Annotated in this window: 19 protein-coding genes; 17 read left to right on the top strand and 2 right to left on the bottom strand. The window is 39.7% G+C overall.

Annotated elements, in window-relative coordinates; translation table 11 throughout:
* Positions 1-79 precede the first annotated feature (79 nt).
* Complete coding sequence (locus G585_RS16970) at positions 80-928, bottom strand: M15 family metallopeptidase (RefSeq protein ID WP_022772969.1); 849 nt, start codon at positions 926-928, stop codon at positions 80-82.
* Between the two features lie 76 nt (positions 929-1004).
* On the opposite strand from G585_RS16970, the gene G585_RS0103370 reads away from it, so the two are divergent.
* From G585_RS0103370 to G585_RS0103440, 15 genes are all read left to right on the top strand, one after another.
* The gene (locus G585_RS0103370; RefSeq protein ID WP_022772971.1) at positions 1005-1862 is read left to right on the top strand and encodes an energy-coupling factor transporter ATPase; all 858 of its coding nucleotides are present in this window, start codon (positions 1005-1007) and stop codon (positions 1860-1862) included.
* Between the two features lie 38 nt (positions 1863-1900).
* A complete protein-coding gene (locus tag G585_RS0103375; RefSeq protein WP_022772972.1) occupies positions 1901-2752 on the top strand; it encodes an energy-coupling factor transporter ATPase in 852 nt (283 codons plus the stop codon).
* Positions 2746-3552: an energy-coupling factor transporter transmembrane component T family protein gene (locus G585_RS0103380; RefSeq protein WP_022772974.1), complete on the top strand. Its 807-nt coding sequence runs from the start codon at positions 2746-2748 to the stop codon at positions 3550-3552. The genes G585_RS0103375 and G585_RS0103380 overlap by 7 nt, the downstream gene beginning before the upstream one ends.
* 24 nt (positions 3553-3576) lie before the next feature.
* Positions 3577-4359: a tRNA pseudouridine(38-40) synthase TruA gene (gene truA, locus G585_RS16975; RefSeq protein ID WP_022772975.1), complete on the top strand. Its 783-nt coding sequence runs from the start codon at positions 3577-3579 to the stop codon at positions 4357-4359.
* Between the two features lie 240 nt (positions 4360-4599).
* The gene (gene rplM / locus G585_RS0103390) at positions 4600-5028 is read left to right on the top strand and encodes a 50S ribosomal protein L13 (RefSeq protein WP_022772976.1); all 429 of its coding nucleotides are present in this window, start codon (positions 4600-4602) and stop codon (positions 5026-5028) included.
* 26 nt (positions 5029-5054) lie between these two features.
* Positions 5055-5453: a 30S ribosomal protein S9 gene (gene rpsI, locus G585_RS0103395; RefSeq protein ID WP_026663746.1), complete on the top strand. Its 399-nt coding sequence runs from the start codon at positions 5055-5057 to the stop codon at positions 5451-5453.
* A 209-nt stretch (positions 5454-5662) separates the two neighbouring features.
* Positions 5663-6727: a DUF3795 domain-containing protein gene (locus G585_RS20045; protein WP_022772979.1), complete on the top strand. Its 1065-nt coding sequence runs from the start codon at positions 5663-5665 to the stop codon at positions 6725-6727.
* A gap of 175 nt (positions 6728-6902) precedes the next feature.
* Positions 6903-7349: a GNAT family N-acetyltransferase gene (locus G585_RS0103405; protein WP_022772980.1), complete on the top strand. Its 447-nt coding sequence runs from the start codon at positions 6903-6905 to the stop codon at positions 7347-7349.
* 85 nt (positions 7350-7434) lie between these two features.
* Positions 7435-7878: a GNAT family N-acetyltransferase gene (locus G585_RS0103410; protein WP_022772982.1), complete on the top strand. Its 444-nt coding sequence runs from the start codon at positions 7435-7437 to the stop codon at positions 7876-7878.
* 61 nt (positions 7879-7939) lie between these two features.
* Positions 7940-8734, top strand: coding sequence for a class I SAM-dependent methyltransferase (locus G585_RS0103415; RefSeq protein ID WP_022772983.1), 795 nt, complete (start codon positions 7940-7942; stop codon positions 8732-8734).
* A gap of 95 nt (positions 8735-8829) precedes the next feature.
* A complete protein-coding gene (locus G585_RS0103420; RefSeq protein WP_022772985.1) occupies positions 8830-9303 on the top strand; it encodes a hypothetical protein in 474 nt (157 codons plus the stop codon).
* Positions 9300-9539, top strand: a complete 240-nt coding sequence (locus G585_RS0103425; RefSeq protein ID WP_022772986.1) for a helix-turn-helix transcriptional regulator — start codon at positions 9300-9302, stop codon at positions 9537-9539. Before G585_RS0103420 ends, G585_RS0103425 begins: the two co-directional genes overlap by 4 nt.
* A gap of 62 nt (positions 9540-9601) precedes the next feature.
* Positions 9602-10012, top strand: coding sequence for an ATP-binding cassette domain-containing protein (locus G585_RS0103430; RefSeq protein WP_278246657.1), 411 nt, complete (start codon positions 9602-9604; stop codon positions 10010-10012).
* A gap of 5 nt (positions 10013-10017) precedes the next feature.
* Entirely contained in the window at positions 10018-10680 is a 663-nt protein-coding gene (locus G585_RS0103435; protein ID WP_022772989.1) for an alpha/beta hydrolase, read from the top strand.
* Between the two features lie 50 nt (positions 10681-10730).
* Positions 10731-12080, top strand: coding sequence for an MATE family efflux transporter (locus G585_RS0103440; protein WP_022772990.1), 1350 nt, complete (start codon positions 10731-10733; stop codon positions 12078-12080).
* A 90-nt stretch (positions 12081-12170) separates the two neighbouring features.
* Here the strand turns inward: G585_RS0103440 and G585_RS0103445 are convergent, their stop codons facing one another.
* Entirely contained in the window at positions 12171-13223 is a 1053-nt protein-coding gene (locus G585_RS0103445; RefSeq protein ID WP_022772991.1) for a LacI family DNA-binding transcriptional regulator, read from the bottom strand.
* A 198-nt stretch (positions 13224-13421) separates the two neighbouring features.
* On the opposite strand from G585_RS0103445, the gene G585_RS0103450 reads away from it, so the two are divergent.
* A complete protein-coding gene (locus G585_RS0103450; protein ID WP_022772992.1) occupies positions 13422-14342 on the top strand; it encodes an ABC transporter permease in 921 nt (306 codons plus the stop codon).
* Between the two features lie 12 nt (positions 14343-14354).
* Positions 14355-15272 carry a carbohydrate ABC transporter permease gene (locus tag G585_RS0103455; protein ID WP_022772994.1) on the top strand — a complete coding sequence of 306 codons (918 nt, stop codon included), beginning with the start codon at positions 14355-14357 and terminating at the stop codon, positions 15270-15272.
* Positions 15273-15295 lie beyond the last annotated feature (23 nt).

A 15295-nucleotide genomic window follows, 5' to 3' on the forward strand; every position in this document is an offset into this window, starting at 1 on the left:
GATTAGCATTTTGCTAATCCCTTTTATATTGCTTATGGCTACGCCATGCGTTCCACTCGAAATTTTTATTGCGCATGGCTCATTTTGAACGCTCAAAGTGCTGATAATCTTTTACTGAATTCCAATTGCCGCCCCATGTAAAACCATGCTCTTTAAAAAGTTTATAGGCAAGGTCATTTTCATCAATCTTATATGGAAAACTGGAACTTCTGTCTGCAAAGGCTTCACTTCCTTTGGGTGAGATATTTATAGAACCGTCTTTGTTGTATGTAATATAAGGGTTGTAAAATGGGTTTAGATCAATAGCGAGCCCTTTTGCGTGATTTGAAAGTCTTGTTGTGCCCTCAACGACGCGGTAATTGAAACAGGAAGTGTTGTTGGCAAGCATTGATGCTGTATCATCTCCGTTATACTCGTCAATGAGCTTAATGCTCTCAATCTGGTAACCGTTTTGATATAATTCGCAGAATATTTCCAATAAATCCTCTGCTATGGTCTTGTTACAGATTATCTCACCTGTCTGCGTATCACCGTTAAAGTCATTGTATAAGAGGCTGAGATACATGAGATCATCTAATGGTACTGAACAGTCTACAGGATAAGAAATCCCGGAAATTCTTTGGAAAATCTCATTTGAAATTGGTTCGTAGTAGAAACCATCCTTATATACAAATCTGTCTGCGGAGTCATCTGACAGAGCCTGCGTATCTTCCTGCGATGATGCTAAAGATGCTTCCTTATTAGAATTTTTAGAAGAAATGACTGAGTCCGCATCTGATGAAGCTACTGCGGAAACTTCAGGCAATTTATCATTTTTTTGTGCATATTCTTCCAAAGTTTCACCTCCGGCAAGGATTCGCGCAGCAATTGCGCAGAATATAATTACGCCGCCTAAAAAAGCAAAATCTTTTAAATATTTCTTGTTCATTTGAATAAACCTCGCATATAATACATAAATGATATCACATTTGTGATATACTGTTGCAGTATGGTAGGTAAAAAACATGATACGTACTGATAATCTTGTATTTGAATATATTAGAAGAGATGAAGAAGGCAATGTAGAGGGCATTACAAGGGCGATTGATAACGTTAACCTTGATATAAAGCCCGGACAGTTCATTGCCATTCTCGGACATAACGGCTCAGGTAAGTCTACTTTGGCCAAGCATTTTAATGCGCTTTTATATCCTACTGAAGGACAGGTATTCGTGGATGGCATGAATACTGAGGATGAGTCACATCTTTGGGACATCAGGCAGGAAGCTGGAATGGTATTCCAAAATCCTGATAACCAGATAATCGGGCAGGTCGTGGAAGAGGATGTTGGATTCGGACCTGAAAATATGGGCGTTCCGACTGATGAGATATGGGAAAGAGTGGAAGAGAGTCTTCGCACTGTGGGGATGCTCAAGTTTAGAAAATCATCGCCCAATCATCTCTCTGGCGGTCAGAAGCAGCGAGTGTCCATAGCAGGTGTAATAGCGATGCATCCGAAGTGTATTATTTTCGACGAGCCCACAGCCATGCTTGATCCTAATGGCCGTAAGGATGTTATCAGGGCTGCAAGAGCGCTTAATAGTGTTGAAGGAATAACCATAATACTTATTACACACTATATGGAAGAAGTAATATATGCCGACAAGGTCTTTGTTATGGATGGCGGCCATATAGAAATGCAGGGAACACCAAGAGAGATCTTTTCACAGGTTGATAAGTTAAAAGAACTTCGATTGGGGGTTCCGCAGGTTACTCTTTTGGCACATGAACTTAAAAAGAGCGGTTTGCCACTTCCTGATGGAATACTTTCAAGAGAAGAACTTGTTGATGAATTGAAAAAACTGAAACTTCAGCAGGGATAACTTTTTCATCAATAAGAGAATGAGAGAAACATATAACTATGTCGATAATACTTGATCATGTTAATTACATATATGATGAAGACACTGCCATGGCTCATGCAGCGCTGATAGACGTCAATCTTGAAATCCCTAAGGGGCAGTTTATCGGCCTTATTGGTCATACAGGGTCAGGAAAGTCTACACTTATCCAGCACATGAATGGACTTGTTAAGCCAACAAGCGGCAATGTTTATTTTGATGGAAAAGACATTTTTGATGCTGATTTTGATAAAAAAGCTTTAAGAGCCAAGGTTGGTCTTGTGTTTCAATATCCTGAACATCAGCTTTTTGAGATGGATTGCTTTAAGGATGTGTGTTTTGGGCCTAAGAACCTGGGACTTCCGCAAAAAGAGGTAGAGCTTAGAGCTTACGAGGCTTTAAAACAGGTTGGCTTTGATGATGAGTATTTTTATCAGTCACCATTTGACCTCTCTGGTGGACAAAAGAGGCGTGTGGCAATTGCAGGAGTACTTGCAATGAAGCCTGAAGTGCTTATCCTGGATGAGCCGACAGCGGGACTTGATCCAAAAGGCCGTGAAGATATACTTGGACTTATTTCAAAGCTGCATAAAGAGATGGGAATTACAGTTATTCTTGTAAGCCACAGTATGGATGATGTGGCGGATTATGTTCAGCGAATAATCGTAATGAACAAGGGAAAAGTAACCTTTGACGGTGAACCCAAGGCAGTATTTAAGCACTACAAAGAACTTGAAGAAATAGGCCTGTCAGCCCCTACTGTTACTTATGTGATGCAGGAATTAAAAGCGGCAGGATTTGATGTTGATACAGAGGCTACCACCATTGAGGAAGCCAAAAATGAGATACTTAAGGTGTTTGGAAAATGTTAAGAGACATTACGCTTGGACAATATTATAGAACAGACTCGGTGATACACAGACTTGATCCAAGGGTTAAGCTGGTGGCGACATTTGCGTTTATCATATCTCTTTTTCTGGTGAAAAATGTGTGGGGATATGTTATCGCTGCAATATTTTTAGGAGCATGCATTGCGCTTTCAAATGTCCCTGTAAAGTTCATGTTCAGAGGAATGAAGACTATCTTTTTCCTTTTGATCATAACTATGGTGTTTAACCTGATTTTGACACCAGGAACGCCGATTGTGAGCATTTGGAAAATAAAGATCACCTACGAGGGACTAAGGCTTGCAATTTTGATGGCTATAAGGCTTGTTTTTCTTATAACTGGCTCATCAATAATGACACTTACAACTACGCCAAATAATCTTACAGATGGCTTGGAAAGCGTGTTAAAACCTCTTAAGGTTCTTCATGTTCCGGTACACGAGATAGCAATGATGATGTCTATTGCCCTCAGATTTATACCGATTCTTTTGGAAGAGACAGATAAGATCATGAAGGCACAGATGGCAAGAGGTGCTGACTTTGAGAGCGGCTCGCTTATAAACAGAGCTAAGAGTCTGGTGCCCTTACTTGTTCCTCTTTTTATATCTGCATTCAGAAGAGCTCTTGACCTTGCTATGGCTATGGAGGCAAGGTGCTACCGTGGCGGCGAGGGAAGAACCAAGATGAAGCCGCTTATCTATCAGAACAGAGACAGAATTGCTTATGCGATTTTGGTTATATATCTTGTGGCTATAATTGTGTTTGGCAGACTACTGTTTAGGTAATAATTTGGTTTTTAGGAGAGATAGTTGAAAAAACGCAGGATAATGCTGGTTGTTTCCTATGATGGAACAACTTATAACGGATGGGCGCTTCAAAAAAGTACCCATAATACAATTGAAGAAATGCTTAACAGGGCAATTCATGGACTGACCGGTGAGGAAGTGGAAGTTATCGGTGCAAGCCGCACGGATGCAGGAGTTCATGCCTATGGAAATATCGCGGTTTTTGATACTTCATCGTCAATTCCCGGGGACAGGTTCTCGTATGCGCTTAATCATATTCTTCCGCAGGATATATGCGTTACTGAGTCAAGAGAGGTACATCCGGATTTTCATCCAAGGCACTGTGATACCCTTAAAACATATGAGTACAGGGTGATGAATTCTAAGATGCCTGTTCCGACAAGGCGCTTTTATACTTATCATTTTAGTATGCCTCTAGATATTGATGTTATGAACGAGGCAGCTCATTACCTCGAAGGAGAGCATGATTTTACCAGCTTTTGTAATGTTGAATCGCAGGCAGTCAGTCATGTTCGTACCATAAAAAAAGTTGAGGTATTTCGTCATGGTGATGAGGTGGTTATAAGGGTTATCGGAAATGGTTTTCTTTATAACATGGTAAGGATAATTGCAGGTACTCTTTTACAGATTGGACGAGGAAAAGGGAAACCATCAGATATTAAGGAAATGATCGATAAAAAGGATAGAAAAGCAGCAGGGCCTACTGCTCCGGCATGTGGCCTTTTCCTGATAAAATATGAGTTTTTGGACGGGATTCCCGGACCGGAAACAACTGAAGATGACTGAATAAAAAATATAGATGTTTTATTCGAAAAAGAGGCAAAACATCTTGACAAATCTTTTGTTTGCGTCCTATAATATCTTACTGTGTGACAAAGTTTATTCTATAACTATGCCCACAAAATTGTAAGTGACATATTGATGTCCCGGTAAGCTTCAATATGTTCATATATATACTGCAGGATCAGGTGAAGGGTTTTGCAGAGGTTACAAATTAAGTATTAGTTTTAATTTGGAGGAAACATAATGAAAACTTATATGCCTAGTGCAACTACAGTAGAGAAAAAGTGGTATGTAGTTGATGCTACAGATATGACACTTGGACGTCTTGCTTCTAACGTTGCAAACGTACTTAGAGGAAAGAACAAGCCTATTTACACACCTAACATCGACACAGGTGATTATGTAATCGTAATCAATGCAGAGAAGATCAAAGTTTCTGGTAAGAAGCTTGATCAGAAGATGTATTGGCACCACACAGATTATGTTGGACATCACAAGGAGTTCTCACTTCGTCAGATGCTCAACGATAAGCCAGAGAGAGTTATCGAGCATGCTGTAAAGGGAATGCTTCCTAAGGGATCTCTTGGTAGAGAAATGTACACAAAGCTTCACGTATATGCTGGTTCAGAGCATCCACACGCAGCTCAGAAGCCTGAAGTATTAACATTTTAATCTGGTAAGTGAAGGAGAATAATAAAATGGCAAAGTCAGCTAATTACTATGGAACAGGTAGAAGAAAGAAATCAATCGCTAGAGTATACCTTGTTTCTGGAAATGGAAATATAACAATCAATAAGAGACCTATCGATGAGTATTTCGGACTTGAGACACTCAAGGTTATCGTTAGACAGCCTCTTGTAGCTACAGAGACAGCAGATAAGTTTGATGTAGTTGTTACTGTAAGAGGTGGCGGCACAACAGGTCAGGCTGGTGCTATCAGACACGGTATTTCAAGAGCTCTTCTTCAGGCTGATTCAGATGAGTACAGACCTGTACTTAAGAAGGCTGGATACCTTACAAGAGATCCTCGTATGAAGGAAAGAAAGAAGTACGGCTTAAAGAAAGCTCGTCGTGCTCCACAGTTCTCAAAGAGATAATCATCTGCAGTTGCAGATTTCAGAAGACTCGGTACATTGTACCGGGTCTTTTTTGCGCCCGAAAGTGGACTAGGGGGACGGGGTTAGTGGTCCACTTTTGGGCTTAAAGATTAAGGATAAGGCTTGCCTATTTTGATATGACTTTATTAAAATGTAAGAAAGCAATATGGAATAATAATGCCGGATTAACCGATGAGAGAAGATAGATTATGGACAAATCATGGTCAGAAAACAATAAAGAAATACAGAAATTGCTGACGAAGGAAGCAACCTTTAAAGATGCTATTCAGAAGCTTTTGGCTTTCCGCGAGGAAATGTTTGAGCAGATTACTCAGATTGTGAGTGGATACCCGGATGAGGCCTTTGCCAAAATGCCTTTTGCGGGTGCAGATGGATATCACAGTAAAACCCTTGCCTATTCTATCTGGCATATTTTCAGGATTGAAGATATAGTTGCCCATGAGATGATAGCAGGGGATAGTCAAATCCTTTTTACACATGACTTTCATAATCGCATTGGCGCACCTATTATTACTACGGGTAATGAACTTCAGGGAAACGAGATTGCAGAGTTTTCAGAAAAACTGAATATTAAAGAACTATATCTGTATGTAAAAGCTGTAAAGGAGTCTACGGATCAGATTCTTGGAGATCTGACATACAAGGATTTAAAGCAAAAATTCGGCGACGATGTAAAGGAAAAACTTATCCGGAGTAAATGTGTCAGTGAGAATGAGAATGCCTTTTGGCTGATTGATTACTGGTGCGGTAAGGATATAAAAGGACTGATTCAGATGCCATTTAGCCGTCACTGGATCATGCATATCGAAGCCATGCGCCGCATCAAGAATAAACTCTGCAAGATAGCACGAAAGGGTGTTGATCCTGTTGCTTATTGTGGCTTTTCCTGTAATCACTGTTTCCTTTCAGAGTGGTGCGGATCCTGCAGAACGGAGTACAATGTCTGCTCTTTTGCCACCTGTGCTGAGGACAGAATATGTCCGAATGTGAAATGTTGTAAGGAAAAAGATTTTGACGGATGTTATGAGTGTGATGAGCTCGAAAATTGCAATAAAGGATTCTATATTCCATCAAATGACGGAGCAAATGCAGCAAAGGCTCAGGCAATATATATAAGGAAATACGGAAAGAAAGAGTTCTTAAAGGTTCATGACAGACTACATGAGAAGTATGACTTCCAAAAGACACAGGAAGTTTTGGGACAGGATTATAAGGAAGGACTGAGAATTCTGGAGGAAAGCTATATGGAATAAGGAATGTGGAAAAGGAGTTAAGATAATTAACGTTCAGGATAAATGACTGAGGAGATAAAATGACAAAAATATACTTTGTTTGGCATGCAGCAAGGAAACTGCAAAAAAACTGTTACAAAGAAAAATTAAAGTATTTATTACGATGACAAAATGATGTTGACAGAGGAGACTGGACATGAATATAAGGCAAGCTAAGCCATCGGATGCTTCTAGAATTGCAGAAATGATTGTTACAAATTATAGAAAGAATTTCTTTCCGATATTTAAAAATGAGCAATTTTATTTTGGGGAGTTAAATGTTGTTGATGTAGCTAAAGAGTACATTGATAACAAGAAAATACTGCAGGATACGTATGTATATGATGATGGTGCTGTTAAAGGAGTTATTCGATTAAATCATGATGAAATAGTAAAGCTTTATGTTGAACCCCAGTTTCAAGGGGAGAAGATTGGCAGTAAATTACTAAACTTTGCAATCTTAGACAAAGGAGCAAAATGGCTGTGGGTTTTAGAACAAAATGAGCGAGGCATTAAGTTTTATAAGAAAAATGGATTTGATTTTACTGGCGATACAATGATAGAGGACGAATGGATCCCATTAAAGAAAATGTCGATTGAATGAAAACTATGTATTTGTAGGGTAATGCGATATGAAGATTTATAATGGCATTAGGAAAATGATTGAGATTTAAGGCGGATATAGAAACGTGATAAGAAAAGCAGAACCGAAAGATATATCTAGAATTGCTGAAATCCTGGTGTTTACAAAAAGAATGAAGTACAGAGCAATATTTCACAATGATGATTACTCTTTTAACGAATTGCAGGTAGTAAAGGTCGCCAATGAATTCAAGGATCCTGAACTTCTCAATAAAGTTTGGGTATATGATGATGGTATAGTTAAGGGAATGATGCATCTGGAGGGAAAAGAAATTTCGGAATTATATGTAGATTACTTCTTTTGGAACCAAGGCATAGGAGCCCAATTGATAGAGTTCGCAAAAGAAAAATATGATTGCAGATTTCTATGGACTCTGGAGAAGAACAAAGAAGCTATTCAATTTTATAATACACATGGTTTTAAGCTCAACGGAAAAAGACAATTAGAAGAAGGCACACCTGAATATATCGTGATGCTAGAGCGAGACTGAAACTAGGATCTTTTGATTCGATACATTGAATGAGAGATTATATATAAGGAGAAAATTTAGTATGAAAATGGGTAGCAGTAACGATAAAGAGGCAGTAAAGGCACAGTATGCATCATCCAAAAGCCTTGATACCAGAATCAACTTCCATAATATGTATTCAACAAACAAGATGGGGTTTGGCCCCTGGCTTATATCTAATTATGAGATTAAAGAGGGCATGAAAGTACTTGAGATTGGATGCGGAACAGGCGATATGTGGAAAGGGCACGGCGATCTCATCGTAAAGTGTGATAAGCTTGTTCTATCTGATTTTTCTGAAGCTATGCTTGACGCTGCAAGGAAGAACGTTGGAGAGTTTTCAAACATAGAATACAAGCAAATCGATGTTCAGAATATACCTTTTGAAGACAGCTCTTTTGACATAGTAATTGCAAACATGATGCTCTATCATGTGCCGGATATAGATAAAGCAATCAGTGAGGTCAGAAGAGTACTTAAGGATGATGGTGTTTTTTACAGCGCTACATACGGTGAGCACAATTTCAATGATGTTATTGCTGAATGGTTTGGACTTGTTGGCAAGAACTATGATCCTAACCATCTATTTACCCTTCAGCACGGAGGAGATGTTCTGGGAAAAGAGTTTGCGGATATAGAGGTGCGCCGATACGAGGATTCTCTTCATGTTACAAATATAGATGATCTTGCAGATTACCTTCAGAGTCTGAAGGCTCTTCATGGCATTGGAACTATGGAAAGAGAAGAGATTCTTAATATGCTGCTACCTCATGTAGAAGGTGGCGCCATCAATCTTCAGAAGGAATATGGAACTTTCATAGCACAGGGGATAAAGTAAGTGGACCTGGGAGCAAAAGGTACTATATCTTTTCTGACAAGTTTGTGGTAGGGTCAAAGTAGGTAAAGTTATTCGCATTTGAAAGGAGACCTGCCATGAAGAATATAAGACTGGTTCTAATCGGTGAATTGCTACTGTTCATTGCGGTATTTATGATGACTGTATTAGGGGGAAGCTGGGGGATGTCTGCTGTCTTATGGTTCCTTGACTTGCCATCGATACTGCTTATAGTACTAATCTTTGTTCCGGGATTACTTATCATGGGGGAATGGAAGAATTTCTTAAAAGCATTTTCAGTTGGCATCAGGCCATTTAGTCTGTTGGAACTGAAAAATATAATAGGCGCTGTCGATGCGGCACAGAAGCTTACTATATATGCAGCTCTTTTTGCAATAATCATATCAGGGGTTCTGTTGATGGGGCGATTAGACGATCCATATACGATAGGTCCCAATTTGGCAGTCTGTTTTCTGGCCGGATTATATGCAGTTATTATTGAGTTTTTGCTTCTTCCACTGAGGCTGAATGCAGAGCGGAAGATGAATGAAGAAATGGATCTGGGAGAATGACGAAAAATGAGATAACAAAACAGCAGTATCTCAAAGTTGCTCAGAAATACAGCTTTACTAGACGTGAACTGGAGCTGGGCTTTCTGAAGGTCTCCGGTTTTTCAAATAGAAGAATAGCATTTATGCTTGGAATTTCGGAGCAGACTGTTAAGAATCATTTTACGCATATTTATGAGAAAGCGTGGGTTCCGGGAAGAAAGGAATTCCATGAATTGTTTGTAAATAATCAGGACTAAAGATCACTGAAAATGGAAATAGATATGAGGGTAAGAAACGTATCGGACTGTGCTACATGGTGATGCAGGATGTGAATCATCAGCTGTTTACTGATAGTGTTGAGGCGGAAGTACTTCTTTCAATGAAGGACGAGGATAAAGAAAAATGTTCTGAAATACTTGATTCATTGGGACTGCTTAAGTATAAGGATAAACACCCGATGGATTTGTCTGGGAGCCAGAAACAACGTGTTGCTATAGCATCCGCTATAGCTGCAGATGCTAAGATTCTTTTGTTTGATGAACCAACGTCCGGACTTGACTATTCACATATGGTGAAAGTATCTGAGCTTTTGAAGTCTCTTGCAGAGGCTGGAAGAACAGTGTTTGTTTCTACACATGATCCGGAATTGATTGAGCTTTGTTGTGATCATGTGCTGACTATTAGTAATGGAAAGGTATTTAGTCTGGTAGACAAGACTGGAGCGGTATAACGAACATGATAGTTGAAGGAAAGCATATCTATATACATGGAGACAGAGAGAAATCTGCGCCACTTATTGTCATGAATACATTTCAGGGTGATGGAAGTAATGTTTATAGTGCGCTTTGTACCATAACGGAAAAAGAGCTGAATCTTGCTGTTATTAGTGATATCAACTGGAATGATGAGATGTCTCCCTGGGAATGTGCACCTTTGTATAAAAATGACAGTCCTTACACGGGCGGAGCCGACAGATATCTTGAGAAGCTGACTGGGAGCATAATCCCTGCGATAAAAGATGAGCTTGGCGCAGAACCTGAATATACGGCCATTGCAGGCTATTCACTTGGGGGATTGTTCGCCATTTACAGCTTGTACAGGACTGATGTGTTCTCAAGAGCAGTAAGTGCATCAGGTTCCATGTGGTATCCATCATTTTCAGAATATGTAGAAAAAAATGATTTTTGTAAAATGCCTTCAAAAGTATATTTTTCCCTTGGTGATAAAGAGGCGCGCACTCGCAACGCGCTTCTTAGTACAGTTGAAGATAAGACCGGAAAAGTTTATGATCAATACAAAAATAAGGGCATAGAAACTACGTTTGAAATGAATCCGGGAAATCATTTCAAAGATGCAGATTTGCGTCTTGCAAAGGGAATAGCCTGGATACTTAAATGATCTTAACTATTAAATAATTAACATCAAGAGAAAGACTAAAGAGAGCGGCCATGAAAAATACAGAACAGACCACACAAAATATGACCTCAGGAAACAGTATGAAACAGATCATACTGTTCTTTTTGCCCTTATTATGGGGAAATCTTTTCCAACAACTATATAGTCTTGTGGATAGCATTATAGTTGGCAAAGGAATCTCGGATCAGGCGCTGGCTGCTGTTGGGGCAACCGGGACACTTAACTTCCTTATACTTGGATTTGTTGTAGGAATGACAAGAGGATTTGGCATAACCTTTGCACAGAGCTTTGGAAAAAATGATATGGCTATGCTAAATGCATACATCAGAGCTGCCAAGAAGCTCAGTATCACGTTTGGAATTGTCTTTACTGTTGTATGCGTTTCTTTGCTCAATAAGATGCTGACGTTCTTGAACACTCCTGAAGATATCTATGACGATTCATATAGATATTTTGCGGTGATCTTACTGGGAATTGTAATGACGGTTATGAATAACCTTGAGATCACAATTCTCCAGTCAATGGGAGATTCCAAAACGCCCCTTACTGCTATGATCTGTTCCTCACTTGTGAACATCATGCTTGATATTATTTTCATAATGGCCTTTGGAACAGGTGTGGCCGGGGCGGCAGTGGCAACAGTGGTTTCTCAGTTTGTATCATACCTTTTGTGCCTTAAAAAGCTTAGAACCATCAATTTTATGATGCTGGGAAAAGATACATTAGAAATAGCAGATGAAAAGAATTTACTGGTTGAACTGATGAAAATAGGACTTCCTGTGGCACTTATGAATTCGGTCACAGCTGCAGGTGCTATGGTTCTGCAGTACTTTGTAAATCTTATGGGAAGCGCATATGTAGCGGCGTATTCAGCCTGCATGAAATTTGCATCTCTTTTTGAGCAGTTCGGAATGTCTGTGGGCCTATCGATGATGACCTTTGTGGGACAAAATCAGGGCGCCGGCAAATATGACAGGATACGCACCGGTGTAAGGCAGGGCCTTATGCTTTCCACGGTGGTGAATGTGCCTATATCGCTCCTTATGATATTTGTGCCCGGAAGCCTGGCAAGGATGCTGCTGACTGACAACATGATAATCGGTTATTGTACCGATTTCATGCCGATCATGGGAATAAGCTTTTTTGCCCTGGGCTGGCTTTTTGTATACAGATACTCTGTGCAGGGATTGGGCAATACCTTTATACCAATGCTCTCAGGCGGCCTGGAAGTTATTATGAGACTGATCTTTGGCTTTTTGGTAGGAAGGAACGGATTTAAGGGCATTGCCGTTTCTGAAGTATCTGCATGGATAGGCGCTTTTCTGATGCTCATGGTGACATACTATTGTTTAATTGGTAAAAGAACTAAAGCAATAGCCTAAAGTGGTAAGAAAAAGAGTCCCTGGATTTTATCCAAGGACTCCTTTTTTAGCATTGGAAAGAACGAGAACATCTGACTCCCAATTATTCTTTTACATTTTTGTAGATTCTCTATAGATCAGATCTGTTTCTGTATAAGTGATGCGGTAGTTAAGATCAGGCTGTTCAATCCTTGACATGACCATGTTGGCAGCAGAATAGCCTATTATTTGGCTGTGTATATGGCTGGTTGAAAGAGATGGTGTCATTATCTTTGACTCAGGTGAGTCGTCAAATCCAAACAGTTTAATGTCCCTTGGACACTCAATGTTTAGCTTTCTAAGCCCGTATAAAAGATCCAGTGCAACGAAGTCGTTGGCACAAATAAACATCTCCGGAAGTTCTTCCATGTTCTGAAGAGCCTTGAATAAATAATCTTTATAATGAGAATCATGACTGTGAACTTCTGAAAGACAGTATTTTTCATTGAATTCCAGGTTATTGATGTACAGTGCTTCCCTAAAGGCAGTAAATCTCTCATAGAATGAACGACAGTGAGTCACCTGGCCTACGAAGCCTATTTTTGTCATACCCTTTTTGCTCATATCGTTTATTACTGTGTAAATGCTTGTAGAATTGTCCATAAGCAGGATATCTGCATTCAGCGGCTTCCAGTAGCTTGCAACTGGAGCATCGATCATAAGTACCGGAATATCAAGTCCGCACAGCATCTCGCAGTAGGGATGATTGAACATCTCAATACATACGATAGCCTTAGTGTTGTCAGGATTAAATGAAAGCGGGAGACTGAGCTCTGCCAGATTGTTCTCGTCTACTCTGTGCATTGTAAGGCTGTATCCAAGAATCGATATCTCATTCTGAAACTTGTCGATCATAGTGGAAGCAAAGTGAGAGTTATTAAGAAGTCCTCCTGTGAAAAGAGCTATCTCTCCGGCAGCTTTATTTCTGGTAAAAGAAGGATTCTTGATATCAGCTACAGAGTTTGCGTATGAAAACTGCTTGTATCCCATAGCTATAGCTTTTTCTAAAACCTTTTGCCTCGTTGACTCAGCTAAAACACCTGTATTATTGATCGCTTTTGAAACTGTATTTCTGGATACTCCAAGAGCATCTGCTATATCCTGAAGTGTAACTTTGGTTGCCATTGTAATCTCCGTCCTTTAGTGCTTTTTCTTATGCATAATACCCATATCATTATAAAATGTAAAAACCATTGTGTCAAATGTAAAAAGAAAATGTTGCAAATGTAAAAGTAATATATTGACAGTGGATTTTACCTATGTTATATTTTACATACGCAAAAGATAATGTTACAAATGTAAAACAAATGGGGAGGAAGCGTTATGAATGCAAAAGCAAAGGACAACAGCTTACACAATACATTCATATACATTAAGCAGCATTGGCAACTGTACGTATTCTTTTTGGGGCCTGCACTAATCCTTACAATCGTGTTCAGGTATGTTCCTATGGGAGGCATTCTTATCGCATTCCAGAAATATAACCCTTTCAAAGGAATATTGGGGAGCGAGTGGGTTGGTTTTAAATATTTCAGGCAGTTTTTATCTTCGCCTGACTTCTTCCAATATCTTACCAATACATTAAAACTTAGTATTTTCGGTCTTCTTTGGGGCTTCCCAATGCCGATCATATTGGCACTCTTACTTAACAGAGTAACAAGTAGCAGTATCAAGCAGAAAATCCAGCTGGTTCTCTACATGCCAAACTTTATCTCAGTCATCGTTCTCTGCGGTATGGTCAGAATTCTTCTTTCAGTAACAGGACCACTTAACCTTTTGCTTGGAACGAGCATAAACTTCCTTACGATCCCGGCAGCTTTCAGACCGATCTACATCATAAGCGGGATCTGGCAGGGAGCAGGTTGGGCATCGATCATGTACACAGCGGCTTTATCCAATGCCAGCAAGGAGTTAAAAGAGGCAGCGCAGATCGACGGAGCTAATATCTGGCAGCAGATAAAGGCAGTTGAGTGGCCTGCGATCAAGGATATGGTTGTTATCCAGTTCATACTTCAGGCCGGAAATATCATGAGCATAGGCTTTGAGAAAGCTTATGCATTACAGTCAGATATGAACCTTGCTTCATCTGAGATCATAGCAACTTATGTTTACAAAAAAGGTTTGCTTAATGGTGATTACAGTTATTCCACAGCGGTAGGTCTTTTCAATACTATCGTCAATGTCATTCTTCTTATCACAGTTAATAAAGTAGTAGAGAAGCTCAATGACGGACAGGGATTATAAGGAGATATCAAAATGGAAAAATCACTTTCAATCAGGAAAAAGAGCGAATTCGCAAGGGCTTCTCTTGGAGATAAGACATTTCTTCTTGTTGGATATATTATCCTTGCAGCATTTGTACTGGCTATTATAGGCCCCATGATCTATATCATAATTGCTTCATTCATGGATCCTATAACACTTCAGAATAAAGGAATAGTCTTTGATCTTAGCAAGTGGACACTCACAGCTTACGAGAGAGTAATGACAAACCCACAGATCTGGACAGGATTTTTCAACGCAGTACTTTATTCAGTATTGTTCGCATTCATATCAGTTTTCGTTACACTGCTGTGTGCGTATCCAATGTCACGAGATGATTTTAAGGGTAAAAAAATCTTCAACACAATTTTTATCATAACAATGTTCTTTGGAGGCGGCCTTATTCCTACATACCTTCTTGTCAGCAACTTAGGACTTCTAGACAGCATGTGGGCAGTAATCCTTCCTGGATCATTTAGTGTTTGGAACATGATAATTGCAAGAACCTATTACAAAGGAATTCCAAGTGAACTCAGAGAGGCAGCAGACGTTGATGGAGCCAATGAGCTTGTATTCTTCTTCAGAATACTTCTTCCTGTCTGCACACCACTTATTGCAGTTCTTATTCTCTGGCAGTTTGTTGGAATGTGGAACAGCTACTTTGACGCAATGATCTATCTTAACTCTGCAAACAAGCAGCCGCTTCAGCTGGTGCTCAGAGCAATCCTGATCCAGAATGAGCCTGATCCAGGAATGATCGCAGACATGCAGAGCACAGCCCAGAGAGCACAGCTTGCAGAACTTTTAAAATATGCAACCATCATAGTTTCAAGCTTACCACTTATAGTTATGTACCCATTCTTCCAGAAATACTTTGATTCAGGAATTATGGTGGGTTCGGTGAAGGGTTGAGCAGAGCACTTGCTGAGGTATTA

It is taken from the genome of Butyrivibrio sp. AE2015, from assembly GCF_000420825.1.
Taxonomy (GTDB): Bacteria; Bacillota; Clostridia; order Lachnospirales; family Lachnospiraceae; genus Butyrivibrio.

Bases quoted from the DNA above. Each gene is read 5' to 3' on its own strand.
- G585_RS16970 (WP_022772969.1), bottom strand. From the start codon at position 928: ATGAACAAGAAATATTTAAAAGATTTTGCTTTTTTAGGCGGCGTAATT.
- G585_RS0103370 (WP_022772971.1), top strand. From the start codon at position 1,005: ATGATACGTACTGATAATCTTGTATTTGAATATATTAGAAGAGATGAA.
- G585_RS0103375 (WP_022772972.1), top strand. From the start codon at position 1,901: ATGTCGATAATACTTGATCATGTTAATTACATATATGATGAAGACACT.
- G585_RS0103380 (WP_022772974.1), top strand. From the start codon at position 2,746: ATGTTAAGAGACATTACGCTTGGACAATATTATAGAACAGACTCGGTG.
- rplM (WP_022772976.1), top strand. From the start codon at position 4,600: ATGAAAACTTATATGCCTAGTGCAACTACAGTAGAGAAAAAGTGGTAT.
- rpsI (WP_026663746.1), top strand. From the start codon at position 5,055: ATGGCAAAGTCAGCTAATTACTATGGAACAGGTAGAAGAAAGAAATCA.
- G585_RS20045 (WP_022772979.1), top strand. From the start codon at position 5,663: ATGGACAAATCATGGTCAGAAAACAATAAAGAAATACAGAAATTGCTG.
- G585_RS0103405 (WP_022772980.1), top strand. From the start codon at position 6,903: ATGAATATAAGGCAAGCTAAGCCATCGGATGCTTCTAGAATTGCAGAA.
- G585_RS0103415 (WP_022772983.1), top strand. From the start codon at position 7,940: ATGAAAATGGGTAGCAGTAACGATAAAGAGGCAGTAAAGGCACAGTAT.
- G585_RS0103420 (WP_022772985.1), top strand. From the start codon at position 8,830: ATGAAGAATATAAGACTGGTTCTAATCGGTGAATTGCTACTGTTCATT.
- G585_RS0103425 (WP_022772986.1), top strand. From the start codon at position 9,300: ATGACGAAAAATGAGATAACAAAACAGCAGTATCTCAAAGTTGCTCAG.
- G585_RS0103430 (WP_278246657.1), top strand. From the start codon at position 9,602: ATGCAGGATGTGAATCATCAGCTGTTTACTGATAGTGTTGAGGCGGAA.
- G585_RS0103435 (WP_022772989.1), top strand. From the start codon at position 10,018: ATGATAGTTGAAGGAAAGCATATCTATATACATGGAGACAGAGAGAAA.
- G585_RS0103440 (WP_022772990.1), top strand. From the start codon at position 10,731: ATGAAAAATACAGAACAGACCACACAAAATATGACCTCAGGAAACAGT.
- G585_RS0103445 (WP_022772991.1), bottom strand. From the start codon at position 13,223: ATGGCAACCAAAGTTACACTTCAGGATATAGCAGATGCTCTTGGAGTA.
- G585_RS0103450 (WP_022772992.1), top strand. From the start codon at position 13,422: ATGAATGCAAAAGCAAAGGACAACAGCTTACACAATACATTCATATAC.
- G585_RS0103455 (WP_022772994.1), top strand. From the start codon at position 14,355: ATGGAAAAATCACTTTCAATCAGGAAAAAGAGCGAATTCGCAAGGGCT.